This window comes from Paracoccus sp. N5 (assembly GCF_000371965.1).
In the GTDB taxonomy this organism is placed as follows: Bacteria; Pseudomonadota; Alphaproteobacteria; order Rhodobacterales; family Rhodobacteraceae; genus Paracoccus.
Genome location: NZ_AQUO01000002.1, coordinates 1,016,352 through 1,034,403 on the forward strand (window position 1 = coordinate 1,016,352; position 18,052 = coordinate 1,034,403).

The window sequence follows — 18,052 nt, forward strand, 5'->3', positions numbered from 1 at the left end:
CCGGCGGGCCACGGGTTTTCCATGCAGCCTCCGATACCAATAACGATACACGGCCAGGGCCCGTCACAGGCCCGGCGTCAGCCGTCAGCAGCGCTGAAGGTTGGGGTCGCAGACCCCGGCCATGGCAGGAAAAACGGTCACGGTCGGAGCGAGAGAAAAGGCAAGCGCAAGACAAAGAACAAGGAAACGCATCTCGAATCTCCTTTTCGTATCAGGGACTCTACCATGGAGTGCATGTCTTGTTAATCATTTTCGACTCTGGTGCCAAAGCCCGTGACGACACCGCAGCTGTGAAAAAGGCGGCCATGACGTCATCAATGCGCTGATCGGCTGCCTTTCACGGGATCGGGGATAGCGTCAGGTCGCGGCGGTGAATATCTCGAAGGGCAGCAGAAGGAACAAAAGGATCGACTCGCGCGCAGCCGCCGATGCGGCCGCATTCGAAATCGGCAACTGAGCCGTCATGCCGGCCTCATGCCCTCCCGACCCCGTCCCGCCATGGCCGGCGACGATCTTGCGGTTCATCCGCCGTTCAGGCGATCCGAAACCCATGGCGCAGGGTGGCGTGGCCGGTGATCCGCGCCCAGCCGCCGATGCATGACCGCCTGCACCGGCCGGCCAACAAAAAGCGGCAAGCCGGCCGAAGTCTTACTATTCCTATCAGGATTCTTTTGCGATAAGGGTGCCGCGAAACAGCAGGGCTATGCCATGACAGACCGAGCGCATCCCGGGCCGGCGCCGGCCGCGACGCCGAAGAAGAAAAAGAAGGGCAGCCTGGCGCGCCTGTGGCTGCTGATTCACGGCTGGCTGGCGCTGCCGCTCTGGGCCTATGTGTTCTTCATCTGCGTGACCGGCACCATCGCCACCATCAGCCACGAGCTGATCTGGCTGACCAATGCCGATGTCCGCGCCATCCGCCCCGAGGGCGCCGAAGAGCGGTTGGGCGCCGATGCGCTGGCCGCCGCCGTGGCCGAGCAGCGCCCCGGCAGCCGCGTCAGCGCGATCTCCTGGCCGGTCGAGACCCATTTCGCCCCCACCGTCACGGTCAGCGATGCCAAGGGCGAATCCGCGACGCTCTACGTCAACCCCTATGACGGGCGGGTTCAGGGCGTGGCGGGCACCGTGGGTTTTCGCTATTTCATCCGCGCCTTGCACGGTTGGCTGTTCCTGCCTTGGACCGGGGGCTATTCCTGGGGCTGGTATGCGGTCAGCTTCATGGGCCTGCCGATGATCGGCTCGCTGATCACCGGCATCCTGGTCTACAAGAAATTCTGGCGGGCCTATTTCAAGCCGCGGCTGCGCATCGGCAAGGGCGCCCGCACCTTCTGGGGCGATTTCCACCGGCTGGCGGGCATCTGGTCGATCCCCTTCGTCGCCATCATCGGCGTGACCGGGACCTGGTTCTTCCTCGAGGCGCTGCTGTCGGACAATGGCGTCACCGTCTCGACCGCCGGCATCCCGGTGGTGCTGGAGCGCGAGGCGGTGCCGGTCGCGGCGCATCGCTCGGACCTGCCGCCGGTCAGCCTGGACGCGATCATCGCCTCGGCCAGGGCGGCGCATCCGGGGCTGCATGTCGATTTCCTGTCGCTGCCCGCGGATGCCTTCTCTCCGGCCAGCATCTTCGGGCGCAGCACCTTCCCGCTGTTCTACGAGACCGCCTCGATCAACCCCTATGACGGCGAGGTGGTGAAGCTGCGCCGCGTCTCGGACAAGAGCGTGGTCGAACTGGTGACGGATGCGATGTATCCGCTGCATTTCGGCGATTTCCTGGGCGTCTGGCTGAAGCTGGTCTATTTCATCTTCGGCGTGCTTTTGTCGATGATGGTGCTGTCCGGGATGCTGATCTGGACCAGGCGCACCGCGCGCGAGACCGGCGCCTTCATCGCCGAGCGCCGCGCCACCCGGCTGGAGCCCGCGGAATGAGCGCCGGCATCACCCGCGGCAATGCCACCACCCGGCTGGGGCGCTGGTGGCAGGACTGGCGCTTTCACCTGAACGTGCTGCTGATCGTGGTGCCTATCGCTGCCTTCCCGGCCTTCTATCACCTGGCCCGGCTCAGCACCGGCGAGGCGGGCCTGGGCGCGCGCGAGCCGAGCCTGGTCCAGGTCGGGCCTTTCGCGCTGCGGCTGGTCGAATTCGACGGCTACGCGCCGATCGACGCCGGCGTCGCGGGGATGCGCAAGGTGTTCCGCCTGGCGCTGTGCGAAGGCTGCGACGACCGCATCCGCGCCGTCCATGTCCGCATCGGCAAGCCGCGCTCGCTGCGCGCCGCCGGGGCGCTGTTCAGCGGTCCGCCGGCCCGGCAGTCGGCCGACCTGGCCGTGCCCGAAAGCGCCCGGCCGGATGACGGGCTGTGGCTGACCGTCGAGGAATGGGACGGCAGCGTCCACAAGGGCGAATTGGCGCTGGAGGTGGCCTCGCCCGCCACCGCCGACTGGCTGCGCCGCATAGAGGAGAAACGCGAATGACCCGGATCGCAATCGCTTGCGCCGCCCTGCTGGTCTCGGCCCTGCCGGCCGCGGCGCATTATCCCTTCTGCACCTGCATGGCCGAGGGCGGGCAGATCACCTGCGAGGGCGGCTTTTCCGACGGCACCAGCGCCGAAGGGGTCAAGCTGGACGTGATCTCCTATGACGAGGACGTGCTGGTGCCGGCGAAATTCGACGCCGCCAGCAAGGTGCATTTCGCCAAGCCGGAGGGCGAGTTCTACATCCTGTTCGACGCCGGCCCCGGCCATGTCGTCGAGGTCGACTGGCAGGACGTCGAGGGCTTGAGCCCGTGAATGCCCGCGTCATCGTCCCGCCCGCCTCGGGGCGGCGGGAAAGCCTTGCCGTGCTGGTCCTGGCGCTGCTGATCCTGGCCGGGTCGTCGCTGGTCGTCGCCCTGCATCGCGACCGCGCCTCGGTGACGGCGCTGCCGGGCTGGCAGGTCGACCTGCGCTCGGGGCTGAACGCCGCCGAACAGGGGCTGACCGCCGACCTGCTGAACGCGGCGCCGGAATTCGCCTGGCTGCCCGACAACGCCCCGGCCGCGCTGGCCGCCGAGGGGCTGCCGCCCTTCGTCCCCGACGCCACGGCCGAGGCGCGCGGTGGCCATGTCTGGCAGGAACTGGGGACAGGTGCGTTGCGCGGCTGGCTGGGCGTTCCGGCAAAGCCCGAGATCGCGCGGCCGATGCTGCTGCGCATGGACAAGGACAGTCCGACGGTCTGGATCGGCGAAGGTGCCGGCGTGCCGGCGGTGCTGGACGATGCCGCGCTGATCGCGGCCGGCTGGCGGCAGGTGGTGACCCGCTATGACGCCAGCGTCACGCGAAAGGATGCCCACCCGTGACCCTGACCCGACGCGGCCTTCTGGCGGCCGGCCTTGCCCTGCCTTTCGCCGCCCTGCCTTTCGCCACGCGCGCCCGCGCGGCCGCGCCCCTGCGGATCGGGGTGACGCTGCATCCCTATTATTCCTGGGTCGCCCATATCGCCGGCGACCAGGCCGAGGCGGTGCCGCTGGTTCCGGTGGGCTTCAACCCCCATGCCTATGAGCCGCGGGCCGAGGACATCCGCCGCATCGGCGCGCTGGACGTGGTGGTGCTGAACGGCATCGGTCATGACGATTTCGCCGGCCGGATGATCGCCGCCTCGGAACGGCCCGACGTGCCGGTGATCGAGGCGAACCGCAACGTGCCGCTGCTGCCGGCCGTCGGCGCTTTCGCCCGTGGCCTTGGCGAGACCATCGACGGCAAGGTGGTGAATTCGCACACCTTCATCTCGATCGCCGGGGCAATTTCGCAGGTCCAGACCATCGCGACCGAGCTTGGCGCGCTGCATCCCGACCGGGCCGAGGTCTTTGCCGGCAATGCCCGCGCCTATAACCGCCGCCTGCGCAAGCTGCGCGCCGATGCGCTGGCGCAGGTGACGCAGGCGCCCTCGCCCGACTTCAGGGTCGCCACCATCCACGGCGCCTATGACTACCTGCTGCGCGAATTCGGGCTGGAGGTCAGCGCCGTGGTCGAGCCGGCGCATGGCATCGAGCCCTCGCCCTCGCAACTGGCGCGGACCATCGACAAGATCCGGGCGATGAACGTCGCGGTGATCTTCTCGGAATCGAACTTCCCCTCGGCCTATGTCGAGACCATCGAGGCCGAGACCGGCGTCGCCATGTATCCGCTGTCCCATATCATCCACGGCGCCTATACGCCCGAGAAGTTCGAGGTCGAGATGGCCCAGAACCTCGCCACCGTCGTGCGCGCCATCCGCGAGGGCGGCAAGGCATGAGCGGGCCGGGGATCGCGGTCCAGGGCCTGTCGCTGAGCTTCGGCCGCACGCGGGTGCTGGAGGATGTGGCGCTGAGCGTGGCGCCGGGCAGCATCCATGCGCTGGTCGGGCCGAATGGCGGCGGCAAGTCCTCGCTGATCCGCTGCCTGCTGGGGCAGATGCCGCATCAGGGGCAGGTGGCGCTGGACTGGCCGGGGGCGGCCGGGCGCATCGCCTATGTGCCGCAGGCGCTGCAATTCGACGCCTCGCTGCCGATGACGGTGCTGGATTTCCTGGCGGCGCTGGACGGAAACCGCCCGGTCTTCCTGCGCCCCGATGCCGCGGCCCGCGCCCGGATCGAGGCGCGGCTCGCGCATGTCGGCATGGCCGGCAAGGCGGATCGCCGCATGGGCGCCCTGTCGGGGGGCGAGCGGCAGCGCGTGCTGATGGCCCAGGCGCTGGACCCGGCCCCCGACCTGCTGATCCTGGACGAGCCGATGGCTGCGCTGGACGAATCCGGGGCGGCGCTGTTTCAGACGCTGCTGGCCGATCTGCGCAGCCAGGGCGTGACCGTGCTTTGGGTCGAGCACGACCTGGCGGCGGTGCGGCGCCTGGCCGACCGCGTGACCGCGCTGAACCGCCGGGTGCTGTTCGACGGCCTGCCGCAGCACGAGCTGACACCCGAGCGGGTGCTGGCGCTGTTTTCGCATCGGGGTGCCGCCGCATGAGCTTCGAGCATTTCCGCCAGGCCGTGCAGGCCCTGGCCGAGGCGGGCTGGCTGCCCTCGGCGCTTGGCTGGGGCTTTGCCGTCAACGCCATGCTGGCCGGGCTGGTCGTCGGGCCGATGCTGGGCGGTCTCGGCACGCTGGTGGTGATCCGCCGCCACGCCTTCTTCGCCGAGGCCGTGGGCCATGCCGCGCTGACCGGTGTCGCCATCGGCATCCTGGCCGGCGAGCCCTATACCGGCCCCTATGGCGCGCTGTTCGGCTATTGCCTGCTCTTTGCCATCGGGCTGGAATATCTGCGCGGCCGCACCGGGCTTTCCGCCGACACGCTGATCGGGGTGTTCCTGTCGATGTCGCTGGCGCTGGGGGCCTCGGTGCTGCTGATCCTCGCTGGCAGGATCAACGTGCATATCCTGGAAAACGTGCTCTTCGGCTCGATCCTGACGGTGAACGGCACCGACCTTGCGGTGCTGGCGGCGGTCGGGGCGCTGGTCATGGCGCTGACCGCCTGGCTCTACAACCGCTTCATGGCGGCCAGCTTTCATCCGGCGCTGGCGGTGGTGCGCGGCGTGCCGGTACGGCGGCTCGACTATCTCTTCGTCATGCTGGTGACGGTGGTCACCGTCGCCTCGCTCAAGATCGTCGGCGCGGTGCTGGTGGGCGCGCTGCTGGTCATCCCGGCCGCGGCGGCGCGCACCGTGGCGCGCGGCGTGCGCGGCTTCTGGTGGATCTCGGTCGGCATCGCGACCTTCGCTACGCTGGCGGGGATCCTGCTGCCGATGCAGTTCGACCTGCCGGTGCCCTCGGGCGCGGCGATCATCCTGGTGGCGGGCAGTTGCTTCCTGCTCTGCGCCCTGATCCGGGCCTTGCGAGGTGACGCATGAAACGCCTTCTCCCTGCCTTGCTGCTGGCGCTGCTGGCCGCGCCCGTCGCGGCCGAGACGCTGCTGACCGCCCATCCCGCGACCGAGGCCCTGGCGCGGCGGCTGACCCAGAACACCGCGATCACCGTCGAGGCCGTGCAGCCCGAGAAGCTGCCCGCCTCGCGCCTGCAATCCTATCTGGCCGGGCGGGGCCGCGAGCGGCTGGAGCAGGCGGCGCGCTCGGCGGATGCGGTGCTGACGCTGGGCGGCATCTGGCCGGCCGATCCGCTTTATCCCGCCGCCCGCCGCGCCAATATCCGCATCGTCGAGATCGATGCGACCCGGCCCCTGGACCAGCGCATGCCGGGCATCGCGCGCTTGGGCGCCGACACCGCCGACGCGCCGCTCTATGCGATGCTCGGGCTCGAGCCCATGCCGCCCGCGGGCGAGGAGACGGCGCCCTGGCTGTCCCCGACCCGGCTGGGCGAGATGGCCGAGATCGTCGCGGGCGACCTGTCGCGCCTGGCGCCGGCCGAGGCCGGACGGATCGCACAGAACCTGCGCGGGCTGAAGCACGAGCTGTTGCTGGCCAAGGCCGGGGCGGATCAGGCCATGGCCGCGCGCGACAGCGCCGAGGCGGTGGCGCTGTCGCCGCAATTCGGCTATCTCGCCGCCGATCTGGGGCTGGAGCTGCGGGCGCGCATCATCGCCGCGCCCTCGGAATGGACGCCGGAGCGGGCGGCGAAGCTTGCGGACTGGATGGCGGCCGAGGGAATCGACACCGCGCTGACCGCCCGCGACCTGCCCGAACCCCTGGCCAAGGCGCTGACGGGCGAGGGCATCGAAGTGCTGCTGCTGGACAGCGCCGCGCCGGGCGATCCGGCGCGGCTGATCGCCGGCAATATCGCCCGGCTGGCCCGGACCGGGCAGGAGAACTGATCCCGGCCCTGCCGGAAGCGGACGAACCGCCACCATCGGCATGAGCCCCCTTGGCCCCTGCGAGGGAACGCGGCCTCGCGCGCCGGCGTTGCGAAAGCAGGCATGGGGGGATGGCGATGGGCCGATGGGGCGGAGAATGGGTCGGCGACACCTGGCGCGTCAGCCTGTGGGCGCCCGGAGCGCGCGAGGTCGCGCTGGTCCTCGAAGGACACGACCACGCCATGACCCGGAACCCGGACGGCAACTGGAGCGCCGCCGTCCCCGCCCGGGCCGGCGCCCGCTACAAGCTGCGCGTCGATGGCGCGCTGTTCCCCGACCCCGCCAGCCGCTTGCAGGACGGCGGCGTTCACGCGCCCTCGGTGGCGCATCGGGCGGACCATGCCTGGCAAGCGGACTGGCCGGGCCGCGCCTGGGCCGAGGCGGTGATCTATGAGCTGCATGTCGGCAGCTTCACGCCGCAGGGCACGCTGGCGGCCGCGGCAGACAGGCTGGACCACCTGGCCGCGCTCGGCTTCACCGCCATCGAGCTGATGCCGCTGGGCCAGTTTCCGGGACAGCGCGGCTGGGGCTATGACGGCGTGCTGCCCTTTGCGCTGCATCCGGCCTATGGCACGCCGGACGACCTGCGCCGCCTGGTCGACCGGGCGCATGGGCTGGGGCTCATGGTGCTGCTGGATCTGGTGATGAACCATTTCGGCCCCGAAGGCGCCGCCTTGCACCGCATCGCGCCGGAATTCTTCGACGCTTCGCGCCAGACGCCCTGGGGCGCGGCGATCGACTTTTCCCGGCCCGCCGTGCGCGACTATTGGTGCGAATGCGCCGCGCATTGGCTGGGCGCGTTCCGCCTGGACGGGCTGCGGCTGGACGCGGTGCACCAGATCACCGGGCCGGGCGCCAACGAATTCCTGGTCGAATTCGCCCGCCGCACCCGCGCCGCCTGCCCCGGCCGCCCCGTTCACCTGGTGGTCGAGGATGAACGCAACCTGCCCGACCTGCGCCGACAGGGCTATGACGCCAGCTGGAACGACGATTTCCACCACGCGGTCCACTGCCTGCTGACGGCCGAGGATCACGGCTATTACGCGAGCTTTGCCCGCGATCCGCTGGCCGACCTGGCCCATGCCCTGCGCCGCGGCCATGTCGAGGAGGGCCAGCCCCGCCCCGGCCGCGACGGCCCTCGTGGTGCGGATTGCGGCGACCTGCCGCCCACGGCTTTCGTCAATGCGATCCAGACCCATGACCAGATCGGCAATCGCGCACGGGGCGAACGCCTGCTGAGCCTGGCCGACCCGGATGGCGTGCGGCTGGCCTATGCCCTGCTGCTGGTCGCGCCCTATATCCCCATGGTATTCATGGGCGAGGAACGCGGCGCGCGCTCGCCCTTCCTGTTCTTCGCCGATTACCAGGACGACCTGGCCCAGGCGGTGCGCGAGGGGCGCCAGGCCGAATTCGCCGCCGATGCGGGCTTTGCCGAGGCCCCCGATCCGCTGGACCCCGCGACGCTGCGGCGGTCCCGGCTCGATTGGGACGGCCCCGATGACGGCTGGCAGGCGCTGACGCGCCGCGCGCTGCGCTTTCGCCACCGGAAGGTCGTGCCGCTGCTGAAAAGCGGTCGGCGGTCCGCCGAGGTCGAGCGCCAGGGCAGCCACGGGCTGGCCGCCGCCTGGCATTTCGGCGCGGGCAGCCTGCATGTCGCGCTGAGCGCCGGCGCGCCGGCCCCCCTGCCCGCAGAGGGCGAATTCGTGCTGGGCCGGCCCGGGCGCGATCGCTTCGCGCTGACCGCGTGGGTGGAGCCGGCATGAACGCGCCGCTTCCCACCGCCTCCTATCGTATCCAGCTGCGCGACGGCGTGGATTTCGCCGCCGTGCGGGACCGGCTGGATTATATCGTGGGCCTCGGGGTGTCGCATCTGTACCTGTCGCCGATCTTCGTCGCGGCGACCGGCTCGAGCCATGGCTATGACATCACCGACCCGACCCGGATCGACCCGGCCCTGGGCGGCATGGACGGGTTCCGGGCGCTGGCGCGCGCGGCGCAGGCGCGGGGCCTGGGCATCATCCTGGACATCGTGCCGAACCACACCGCCTTCACGCTGGAAAACCCCTGGCTGCGGGACGTGCTGCGCCACGGCGCGGCCAGCCGCCATGCCGCGGCCTTCGACAACGACTGGCAGGCCGGGCCGCTGGTCCTGCCCTTTCTGCCCGAGCCCTTCGAAAAGCTGCTGGCCGAAGGGGCCTTCGCGGTGCGGGACGGCCTGTGGCAATTCGGCAAGATGCGCCTGCCGCTGGCGCCGGACAGCGACCCGGGCCAGGATCTGCGCGCCCTGCACGAGGCACAGCATTGGCGGCTGGTGCATCACGAGCTGGAGCGCGACGGCATCACGCATCGGCGCTTCTTCAACGTGACCAGCCTGATCGGGATGCGGGTCGAGGATCCGGCGGTATTCGACGCCACCCACGCCCTGATCCTGGACCTGGTGCGCCAGGGGCTGGTGCAGGGGCTGCGCGTCGATCACGTCGATGGCCTGGCCGATCCCGGCGCCTATCTGCGCCGGCTGCGCGCGGCGCTGCCCGACACGCCGGTCTGGGTCGAAAAGATCCTGGTCGGGGATGAGACGCTGCCCGATTGGCCCTGCACCGGCACCACCGGCTACGAATCCGGGCGGCTGATCGCGCGGCTGCTGACCGATGCGGCCGGCCTTGCGCGGCTGGACCGCATCTGGCGCGAGGCCACCGGCGCGACCGGGGATTTCCGCGCCGTGCTGCAGCAGGCCAAGCTGGATGTGCTGGAGCACGAACTGGCCGCCGAGCGGCGCCAGCTGCGCGACATGGCGGCGGCCGCAGCGCAGGGCTCGGCCCTGGCCGAGCCCGGCCCGGAATCGTTGCGCGAAGCCGTCACCGCCCTGCTGGTCGCGATGCCGCGCTATCGCACCTATCTGGACGATGCGGCGGACCCGCGCGACGCCGAGATCCTGCGCGCCGCCGCCGACCGGGCGGCGCAGGGGCTGCGCGGGCGCACGGTTCTGGACCTGGTCGTGTCGCTGATGCTCGAGCCGCCGAACGAAGCCGCCCGCGCCCTGGCCCGGCGCTTCCAGCAGGTCTCGGGCGCGCTGCTGGCCAAGGCGCAAGAGGACACGGCCGGATTCCGCTGGGCCCGCTATCTGGCGGCGAACGAGGTCGGGGCCGAGCCCGACGAGCCGACCATCACCGCGCGCGAGGCGAATGAAGCCTTGGCGCGGGGCCGGCCCGGGGACATGGTGGCGGTCTCGACCCATGACAGCAAGCGCTCGGGCGATGCGCGCATGCGGCTTGCGGCCATCAGCCATGGCCCCGAGGCGTTCCAGGCGCTTTACGCGGCGGCCTCGGCCCTGCCCGCGGCCGGGGATGTCGCGCCGGAGTGGCGCTGGTATGCGCTGCAATCGGCCTTGGCGCTGTGGCAGGGCGATGCCGGTTCGGCGGCGCCCAGGCTGGCCGACCACCTGGAGAAGGCCATGCGCGAGGCCAAGCTGACCAGCTTCTGGTCCAGCCCCGACCGCGAGGCGGAGCAGGCGGCGGCCGGGTTCGCCGGTGCCGTGTTGCGGCAATGGCAGGCGGACCCGCCCCCGGAACTGGCGCGGCTTCTGCTGCGCGGCGCGGCGCTGGCGCTGGCGCAGCGCGCCTTTCACATGCTGCTGCCGGGCTTTCCCGACCTCTATCGCGGCGACGAGGCGCCCTTCCTGGCGCTGACCGATCCCGACAACCGCCTGCCGCTGGACTGGCAGGCCCTGGCCCGGGCCGATGACCCCAAGGCGCGCTGGACCCGCGCGCTGCTGAAACTGCGGGCGGAGCAGGCCGGCTTCCTGCGCAGGGCCTCGGCCCGGATCGAGACCCCGGCCGGGGCGGTCCGGCTGCTGCGCCAGGACCAGGACCGGGTTCTGGGCGCGGAACTGCTGTATCATCAGCCGCCTGCACCGGACGCCCGCATCGTGCTGCGGCAGGGGTTCGCGGATGGCGTGCAGCTCGTGCTGTTCTGGCAAGGTAATAATTAATTGATGAGGGCTGGAACATCGGGCGCCCGGGCGGGTTTCCCAGCCGACAGCCCAGGGTTGCGGGCTGGCGTCCCCTTCAGCAAAGGAACTCGCCCATGTCCGACAGGTCCATTTCCCTGCCCGCCGCGACCGCAACCATCCTGCTGGCAGGAGGCAAGGGCACCCGCCTGCACGAGCTGACCGCGCGGGAAAGCAAGCCCGCGGTGTTCTTTGCCGGGCGCAACCGCATCGTCGATTTCGCCATGGCGAACGTGGTCCGGTCCGGGCTGGACCGGCTGCTGGTCGCCACGCAATTCGCGCCGGCCACGCTGCACCGGCATCTGCCAGCCCAGTGGGGCCGGCATTTTCCGGCCGGCGGGCTGATCCTGCGCGACGGGCGCGGCTATTACGACGGCACCGCCGATGCCGTGCGCCGCAACTGGCTGCAGATCCAAGCCTGGGGCGCCGAGCAGGTGCTGGTGCTGGCCGCCGACCATATCTACGAGATGGACTATGCCGCGCTGATCGCGGCGCATCGCCGCTCGGGGGCGGCGGTGACGATCGCGGCGGATGTGGTGCCCCGCGCCCAGGCCAGCGGCTTCGGCGTCATGCGCACCGATGAGGCGGGGCGCATCCTGGATTTCCTGGAAAAGCCCGCCGCGCCGCCGTCGATGCCGGGGCAGCCGGACCAGGCGCTGGTCTCGATGGGGGTCTATGTGCTGTCGGCCGCCTGGTTGCGCGAACGCCTGTTCGGCGATGCCGCGCGGGCCGCGGATTTCGGCCACGACCTGATCCCGATGGCGGTGGCGCGGGGCGAGGCCGGAAGCTATCGCCTGCCGCCCGCCGCCTCGGGGCAGGTCTATTGGCGCGACGTGGGCACGCTGGACGCGCTGCGCCGGGCGCATCTGGACTTCCTGGCCGGCGCGCCCGCGCGCCTGCCCCATCCCGCGCCGGCGGCGGAATGGTCGCTGGGGCGCGGCAGCCTGGCGATGCCCGGCGCCCATGTCCCGGCCTCGGCCCGGCTCAGCGCCGCCATCGTCGCGCCCGGCGCGCATGTCCCGCACGGGCTGGTGGTCGGCGAGGATCCCGACGAGGACGCGCGCTGGTTCCGCCGCGACGGCGAGACCGTGCTGGTCACGCCCGAGATGCTGCAACGCCGCGACGCCTGCCGCGCCCGGCTGCACCCGCTGCCCCGCAACGTGGCGTGACGAGGATGGCGATGCGCGACCTGTCCAGCCTGCGCTTCGATGCCTCCTCGGCCCGGTCCGACCTGCTGGGCGCCGAATTCCTGGGCGAGGGCACGAATTTCGCCCTGTTCTCGGACCATGCGACGCGGGTCGAACTGTGTCTTTTCGACGAGAGCGGCGAAAGCGAGATCGCGCGCCTGGACCTGCCGGAAATGGAGGGCGGCATCTGGTTCGGCTACCTGCCGCAGGTAGCGCCGGGACAGGTCTATGGCTATCGCGTCCACGGCCCCTATGCCCCCGAACAGGGCCACCGCTTCAATCCGGCGAAGCTGTTGCTCGATCCCTATGCGCGCGAATTGCGCGGCGCGATCCAATGGGACGACGCGCTGCACGGCTATGAGATCGGCCAGGACGACCTGAGCCTCGACCAGCGCGACAGCGCGCCCTTCATGCCCAAGGCGGTGGTGGTGGACGCGGCCTTCGACTGGGACAGCGACAAGGCGCTGCGCCACCGCTGGTCCGACACCGTGATCTACGAGGCCCATGTCAAGGGCCTGACCCGGCTGCACCCGGAGGTGCCCGAGGCGGACCGCGGCACCTTCCGCGGCCTCGCCAGCGAGGCGGTGATCGGGCATCTGCAGGGCTTGGGCGTGACCACGCTGGAACTGCTGCCCATCCACGCCTTTGCCAATGACCGCCACCTGGTGGAAAAGGGCCTGTCGAACTATTGGGGCTATTCGACCCTGTCCTTTTTTGCCCCGCATGCGCCCTATCTGCAATCGGGCCGCATCCGCGAGATCAAGGAGACCGTGCGCCGCCTGCATGCCGCCGGCATCGAGGTCATCCTGGACGTGGTCTACAACCACACCTGCGAAGGCAGCGAGCTGGGCCAGACCCTGTCCTTTCGCGGCATCGACAATGCCTCCTATTACCTGCTGTCGCCCGAGGATCCGCGCCACAGCTTCGACACCACCGGCACCGGCAACACGCTGAACGTGGCGCATCCGATGGTGCTGCGCATGGTGATGGACAGCCTGCGCTACTGGGTGCAGGCCATGCATGTCGACGGCTTCCGCTTCGACCTCGCCTCGACCTTGGGACGCGAGGCCGAGGGGTTCGAGCGTGACGGCTCGTTCTTCAACGCCATCCGCCAGGACCCGGTGCTGTCGGGCGTCAAGCTGATCGCCGAGCCCTGGGACGTGGGCGACGGCGGCTATCAGGTCGGCGGCTATCGCTGGCCGTTCCGGGAATGGAACGACAAGTTCCGCGACGACACCCGCCGCTTCTGGCGCCGCGATCCGGGGCTGCTGCCGGCGCTGGCGGAACGGCTGTCGGGCTCGCCGGTGCAATTCGACCACAGCCATCGCCCGGCGACGTCCAGCGTGAATTTCGTCGCGGCGCATGACGGCTTTACGCTGATGGACACCGTCAGCTTCAACGACAAGCACAACGAGGCGAATGGCGAGGACGGCCGCGACGGCCATGACAACAACCTGTCCGACAACCTGGGCGCCGAGGGGCCAAGCGACGATCCCGGCATCCTGACCGCGCGGCTGCGCCGGATCCGGGCGATGCTGGCCACGATGCTGCTGGCGCAGGGCGTGCCGATGATCCTGGCCGGCGACGAGCTGGGCCATTCGCAGCAGGGCAACAACAACGCCTATTGTCAGGACAACGAGATTTCCTGGATCGACTGGGCAGCGGCGCGCGAGGACATCCGCGCCGCGGTCGCGGCCCTGGCGGCGTTCCGCCGCGAAAGCGGGCTGGCGCAGAACCGCTTTCTGAGTGCCGAGGGCGATCCGCAGGCGCGCTGGCTGCATCCCGAGGGCCGCGAGATGGCCGAGGCGGACTGGCAGGACGGCGAACTGCGCTGCATGGCCATGCAGATCACCCTGGACCGGGACCAGCTGCTGGTGCTGGTCAATGCCGGCGAGGATGCCGAATTCGCCCTGCCCGAGGGCGAATGGCGGCTGCGTCTCGACAGTTCGGCTGACGAGATCGCCCGCGATGCGCCCATCCAGGGCAGCCTCGCGTTGCCCTGGCAAACCGTGATGGCGCTGACGCGCCAGTTAACCTGATCGGAGGAAGAACCATGGCAAACACCGAACGCATCCGCGCCCGCGCGCATGAGATCTGGGAGGCCGAGGGCCGCCCCGAAGGCCGCGAGCTGGAACACTGGAATCAGGCCGAGCAGGAAATGGCTGCCTCCGAAACCGGGCCCGATGCCGATCTGACCCCCGAGCGGGCCCAGAAGGAGACCGGCGGCGACGCCCCCGCCGGGGCCGAACCCGCCGGCGGGCCCGCCTTGCAGCAAGGCACGAACGCCCCCGGCCCGCGGGGCTGAGCAACCGCCAGGGACCGGCCCGCGCCCCGTCGCGCGGTCCGGTCTTTCCTCGCGCCCGCCCCCCGATTTGCAAGCCGCCTGAGCGGGCCTTTCCTGGACTGCGCGCCTTTCGGGAACATCGGCGGGACGAAGCGGTTTCACCCTTGCAGACGAAAGGGTGCCAGATGCAGCCAGAAGCAGCCAGTTCGCAGGATCTTGCGGCCACGATCCGGGATCGCGCCACGCCCCTGCCGCCGCTGGACGATCCCGGTTTCGGCCGCGCCTTCGACCGCTGGGCCGACCGCCGGATCATCCTGCTGGGCGAGGGCAGCCATGGAACCTCGGAATTCTATCGCGCCCGCGCGGCGATCACCGCCCATCTGATCCGCAATCACGGCGTCAGCATCGTCGCGCTCGAGGCGGACTGGCCCGACGCCGCCGCGGTGAACCGGCTGGTGCGCGGCCGGCCCGTCGACCGCGGCGAACCGCCCTTTCAGCGCTTTCCGCAATGGATGTGGCGCAATGCGGAATTCTTCGCTTTCGTCGACTGGCTGCGCGGCTGGAACCTCGGCCATCCCGAAATGCAGGCCGGCCTCTACGGGCTCGATATGTACAGCCTCTATGGCTCGATCCGCGCGGTGCTGGACTATCTTGACCAGATCGACCCGGAAGCCGCCGCGCTGGCGCGCGAGCGCTATGCCTGCCTGGAGCCATGGACGCGGGCGGCGGGGCCGGCCGCGGCCGATGCCCGGCTGCGCGCCTGCGAGGAAGCCGTCATCCGCCAGTGCCGCGAGCTTCTGGAGCGCAGGATGCGCTATGAGCCGCGCGATCCCGACGCCTTCCTGGACGCGGCGCAGAACGCCCGGCTGATCACCGCGGCCGAGCGTTACTATCGCCTGATGCATCACGGCGGGGCCTCGTCCTGGAACCTGCGCGACCGGCATATGTTCGAGACCCTGTGTCACCTGATGGAGCGCGACGGCGCCAAGGCGGTGGTCTGGGCGCATAATTCGCATATCGGCGACGCGCGCGAAACCACGATGGGCACCAAGCTGGGCGAGCTGAACCTGGGCCAGCTCTGCCGCGAGAAATGGGGCGACGCGGTGGCGCTTCTGGGCTTCGGCACGCATGGCGGCACGGTGGCCGCGGCCTCGGCTTGGGACGCCGAGATGGAGGTCAAGGCGCTGCGCCCGGCGCGGCCCGGCAGTTTCGAGGCCGCCTGCCACGACGCCGGACAGTCCAGCTTCCTGCTGGAGCTGGGCGACGCCGCGCCGGAACTGGCCGGCGCCGCGCCGCTGCTGCAACGCTTCATCGGCGTCATCTATCGCCCCGAAAGCGAGCTGATGAGCCATTACCTCGAGACGCGGCCGGCCCGGCAATACGACGGCTGGGTCTGGTTCGACGAAACCTCGGCCGTCGATGCCGCCCCGGCCCGCGGCGCCAAGGACGGCATTCCCGAAACCTGGCCATGGGGCTTGTGATGAACATCGACCTGGTGCTTCCCAATCGTGACGCGGCGGGCCGCATGCTGGCCGACCGGCTGGAATCCTATCGCGACGGCCGCAATGTCGTGCTGGCCCTGCCGCGCGGCGGGGTTCCGGTCGGGCTTCAGATCGCGCGGCGGTTGCAGGCGCCGATGGACCTGCTGATGGTGCGCAAGATCAGCATGCCCGGCTTTCCGGAATTCGCCATCGGCGCCGTGATCGACGGGGCCGAGCCGCAGGTGCTGCTGAACGAGGCGGTGGACCCCGCCACCCTACCCGCCGGCTATGTCGAGGCCGAGGCGCAACGGATGCTGGCGGAAATCGCCCGCCGCCGGGCGCTTTACCTTCAGGATCATCCGGCGATCCCGCTGGCCGGCAAGCGCGCCATCGTCGTCGATGACGGCATCGCCACGGGGGCCACGCTGCGGGTGGCGCTGGCCGCGCTGGCGCGGCTCGACCTGCTGGAAATCGTGGTCGCGGTCCCGGTTGCCGCGCCGGAGGTGGTGCGGGAACTGCGCGGCAAGGTCGCGGATGTGGTCTGCCTGATCACGCCCGAGCCGTTTCGCGCGGTCGGGCTGCATTACGTGAATTTCGACCAGGTCAGCGATGCCGAGGTGACCGAGGCGCTGCGGCAAAGCCGGGAACATCCCTCTTTGGCCTGATCGCCGCGCCAGGCGCCGGGGGAACCATTCGCGGGGCCGGCCGGTTGACACCGGCTTGCCGGCCGCGTTCCCGCCGGGCGCAAGAGGAGGGCCGACATGCCGGACAAAACACGAAGGGCGCGCGGCGCTGAGCGGGCCCGCAGCGCCGAGGGCGACGAGTTGGCTACATCCCCCTTTTCACGGCAGATCCAGGGTCTTGGCGCCGAGGATCTGGCGCGCCGGCTGATCGGCGCGACGCTGCTGGTCCGCGGCGCGGGCGGCACGGTAATCGAGACCGAGGCCTATACCCGGGACGACCCGGCCTCGCACAGCTATCGCGGCCCCACGGCGCGGAACGCCGCGATGTTCGGGCCGGCGGGCCATGCCTATGTCTATCGCTGCTACGGCATCCACCTGTGCCTGAACGTGGTGGCTCGCCCCGGCGAGGCCGTGCTGATCCGCGCCCTGGCGCCGCATACCGGGCAGGAGCTGATGGAGGCGCGGCGGGGAAACGGGCTGCTCTGCAACGGCCCCGGCCGCCTTGCCCAGGCGCTGGGGCTCAGCCTGGCGGATGACGGCGCGCCCTTCGACGGCGGGGATCTGGCCTTGCTGCTGCCGGCCACGGCTCCGGAGCTGCTGGTCGGGCCGCGCATCGGCATCAGCAAGGCGCAGGACCGGCCCTGGCGCTTCGGGCTGGCCGGCGCGACCGGGCTCAGCCGGCCCTTTCCGTCGCCGGGAACATAATTCCGCCTGGCTTGTTCCACCGGCCCAGCCATTCGAAGGAGGATCCCATGGCACAGGCAGGCAAGAAGTTCGGCGCCGGTCAGCAGGACCAGGGCAAGGGCGACGGCAGCGGCGGCATGACGCCCGAGGATATCGGCGAACTGCCCGAGAATGCGGTTCTTTCCAACCGCGACACCGCCCGGCATTCGGAGCAGCGCGGCCTGGACAGCCGTCACGTCCAGACCGAGCAGCGCCAGGACCATGTGGGCAACCGCGAAACGGACCAGCCCCCGCCGACCGAGGACGAGCCCTAGGCTTTAACAAACAGTCAAGGAACTTCCGGGCTGGCGCGGCGAAAACTCGCGCCCCCTGCTCGGCGCGGCCAAGGCAAGACCGCGCATCAGCCGCCTTTCACGATCCGGGCGGCGCGATCCATACGCCCATGGCCTGCAGGGTAATGACCGACGCCGCCGCAAGGGCGCTTCCGGCCATGAGATACGCCATCGTGGCCGAGGCGAGGACGATTTGATTTTGCATGCTCGTTTTCCTTCGCTATGCCCCTAACCGCTGCCAAACCAACGCACGAGCGAAAAGCGATCAGCGGAAAAGCGCTGCCCTGCCCGTTCAGGCGGCAAAACCATTCCCTTGGAACATCGAGGGGGTTCGCCGGTTATCATGCCCGTCCCGAAAAGGCTTTGGAAAGGAACAGCCATGACCAGCAAGCACCCCAAGACCAGCCAGCCTTCGGATGCGGATCTGCGCCACGATCCGGGCATCGGGCGCTCGAAAGGCGTCACCCGCAAGGATGCCGCGATCGGCGGCGAGAACACCTTCGAGGGCGACGTGCTGAACGACACCACCCCGCAAGGCGGCATCGACCCGCGGCAACGCGGACGCGAGAACAAGTGAGCACCTTGC

20 protein-coding genes are annotated in these 18,052 nt (G+C 70.2%); 18 read left to right on the top strand and 2 right to left on the bottom strand.

Annotated elements, in window-relative coordinates; all coding sequences use genetic code 11:
• Positions 1–357 precede the first annotated feature (357 nt).
• Positions 358–525 (bottom strand): hypothetical protein, encoded by a 168-nt coding sequence (locus tag PARN5_RS24395; RefSeq protein ID WP_018001393.1) that lies wholly within the window; start codon positions 523–525, stop codon positions 358–360.
• A gap of 183 nt (positions 526–708) precedes the next feature.
• Between PARN5_RS24395 and PARN5_RS0119185 the strand changes: the two genes are divergently transcribed.
• The 17 genes from PARN5_RS0119185 to PARN5_RS0119265 all read left to right on the top strand — a co-directional run bounded on the left by PARN5_RS0119185 (position 709) and on the right by PARN5_RS0119265 (position 17,448).
• Entirely contained in the window at positions 709–1,923 is a 1,215-nt protein-coding gene (locus tag PARN5_RS0119185; protein ID WP_018001394.1) for a PepSY-associated TM helix domain-containing protein, read from the top strand.
• Positions 1,920–2,468, top strand: coding sequence for a hypothetical protein (locus tag PARN5_RS0119190; RefSeq protein WP_018001395.1), 549 nt, complete (start codon positions 1,920–1,922; stop codon positions 2,466–2,468). The genes PARN5_RS0119185 and PARN5_RS0119190 overlap by 4 nt, the downstream gene beginning before the upstream one ends.
• Positions 2,465–2,782: a hypothetical protein gene (locus PARN5_RS0119195; RefSeq protein WP_018001396.1), complete on the top strand. Its 318-nt coding sequence runs from the start codon at positions 2,465–2,467 to the stop codon at positions 2,780–2,782. Before PARN5_RS0119190 ends, PARN5_RS0119195 begins: the two co-directional genes overlap by 4 nt.
• Complete coding sequence (locus PARN5_RS0119200; RefSeq protein ID WP_018001397.1) at positions 2,779–3,330, top strand: DUF6162 family protein; 552 nt, start codon at positions 2,779–2,781, stop codon at positions 3,328–3,330. The genes PARN5_RS0119195 and PARN5_RS0119200 overlap by 4 nt, the downstream gene beginning before the upstream one ends.
• On the top strand, positions 3,327–4,265 hold the full coding sequence (locus PARN5_RS0119205; RefSeq protein WP_018001398.1) for a zinc ABC transporter substrate-binding protein: 939 nt from the start codon (positions 3,327–3,329) through the stop codon (positions 4,263–4,265). Before PARN5_RS0119200 ends, PARN5_RS0119205 begins: the two co-directional genes overlap by 4 nt.
• Positions 4,262–4,972 (top strand): metal ABC transporter ATP-binding protein, encoded by a 711-nt coding sequence (locus PARN5_RS0119210; RefSeq protein WP_018001399.1) that lies wholly within the window; start codon positions 4,262–4,264, stop codon positions 4,970–4,972. The genes PARN5_RS0119205 and PARN5_RS0119210 overlap by 4 nt, the downstream gene beginning before the upstream one ends.
• Positions 4,969–5,853, top strand: coding sequence for a metal ABC transporter permease (locus PARN5_RS0119215; RefSeq protein ID WP_018001400.1), 885 nt, complete (start codon positions 4,969–4,971; stop codon positions 5,851–5,853). The genes PARN5_RS0119210 and PARN5_RS0119215 overlap by 4 nt, the downstream gene beginning before the upstream one ends.
• On the top strand, positions 5,850–6,770 hold the full coding sequence (locus PARN5_RS22625; protein WP_085999870.1) for a zinc ABC transporter substrate-binding protein: 921 nt from the start codon (positions 5,850–5,852) through the stop codon (positions 6,768–6,770). The genes PARN5_RS0119215 and PARN5_RS22625 overlap by 4 nt, the downstream gene beginning before the upstream one ends.
• Before the next feature lie 110 nt (positions 6,771–6,880).
• Complete coding sequence (gene treZ, locus PARN5_RS0119225; protein WP_018001402.1) at positions 6,881–8,572, top strand: malto-oligosyltrehalose trehalohydrolase; 1,692 nt, start codon at positions 6,881–6,883, stop codon at positions 8,570–8,572.
• Complete coding sequence (gene treY, locus PARN5_RS0119230; RefSeq protein WP_018001403.1) at positions 8,569–10,797, top strand: malto-oligosyltrehalose synthase; 2,229 nt, start codon at positions 8,569–8,571, stop codon at positions 10,795–10,797. Before treZ ends, treY begins: the two co-directional genes overlap by 4 nt.
• Before the next feature lie 95 nt (positions 10,798–10,892).
• On the top strand, positions 10,893–11,984 hold the full coding sequence (locus tag PARN5_RS0119235) for a sugar phosphate nucleotidyltransferase (RefSeq protein ID WP_018001404.1): 1,092 nt from the start codon (positions 10,893–10,895) through the stop codon (positions 11,982–11,984).
• Positions 11,985–11,995: 11 nt separating this feature from the next.
• Positions 11,996–14,041, top strand: coding sequence for a glycogen debranching protein GlgX (glgX, locus tag PARN5_RS0119240; protein WP_157404088.1), 2,046 nt, complete (start codon positions 11,996–11,998; stop codon positions 14,039–14,041).
• A 14-nt stretch (positions 14,042–14,055) separates the two neighbouring features.
• Positions 14,056–14,307, top strand: coding sequence for a DUF2934 domain-containing protein (locus tag PARN5_RS22630; protein ID WP_018001406.1), 252 nt, complete (start codon positions 14,056–14,058; stop codon positions 14,305–14,307).
• A 164-nt stretch (positions 14,308–14,471) separates the two neighbouring features.
• Positions 14,472–15,767, top strand: a complete 1,296-nt coding sequence (locus tag PARN5_RS0119250) for an erythromycin esterase family protein (protein WP_018001407.1) — start codon at positions 14,472–14,474, stop codon at positions 15,765–15,767.
• Positions 15,767–16,432: a phosphoribosyltransferase family protein gene (locus tag PARN5_RS0119255; RefSeq protein ID WP_036745150.1), complete on the top strand. Its 666-nt coding sequence runs from the start codon at positions 15,767–15,769 to the stop codon at positions 16,430–16,432. Before PARN5_RS0119250 ends, PARN5_RS0119255 begins: the two co-directional genes overlap by 1 nt.
• Positions 16,433–16,528: 96 nt before the next feature.
• Positions 16,529–17,155, top strand: coding sequence for a DNA-3-methyladenine glycosylase (locus PARN5_RS0119260; RefSeq protein ID WP_018001409.1), 627 nt, complete (start codon positions 16,529–16,531; stop codon positions 17,153–17,155).
• A gap of 47 nt (positions 17,156–17,202) precedes the next feature.
• Entirely contained in the window at positions 17,203–17,448 is a 246-nt protein-coding gene (locus tag PARN5_RS0119265) for a hypothetical protein (protein ID WP_026155577.1), read from the top strand.
• A gap of 97 nt (positions 17,449–17,545) precedes the next feature.
• On the opposite strand, the gene PARN5_RS25175 is transcribed toward PARN5_RS0119265, so the two are convergent.
• Entirely contained in the window at positions 17,546–17,671 is a 126-nt protein-coding gene (locus tag PARN5_RS25175; protein ID WP_018001411.1) for a hypothetical protein, read from the bottom strand.
• Between the two features lie 174 nt (positions 17,672–17,845).
• Between PARN5_RS25175 and PARN5_RS0119275 the strand changes: the two genes are divergently transcribed.
• Positions 17,846–18,043 carry a hypothetical protein gene (locus PARN5_RS0119275; protein ID WP_018001412.1) on the top strand — a complete coding sequence of 66 codons (198 nt, stop codon included), beginning with the start codon at positions 17,846–17,848 and terminating at the stop codon, positions 18,041–18,043.
• Positions 18,044–18,052 lie beyond the last annotated feature (9 nt).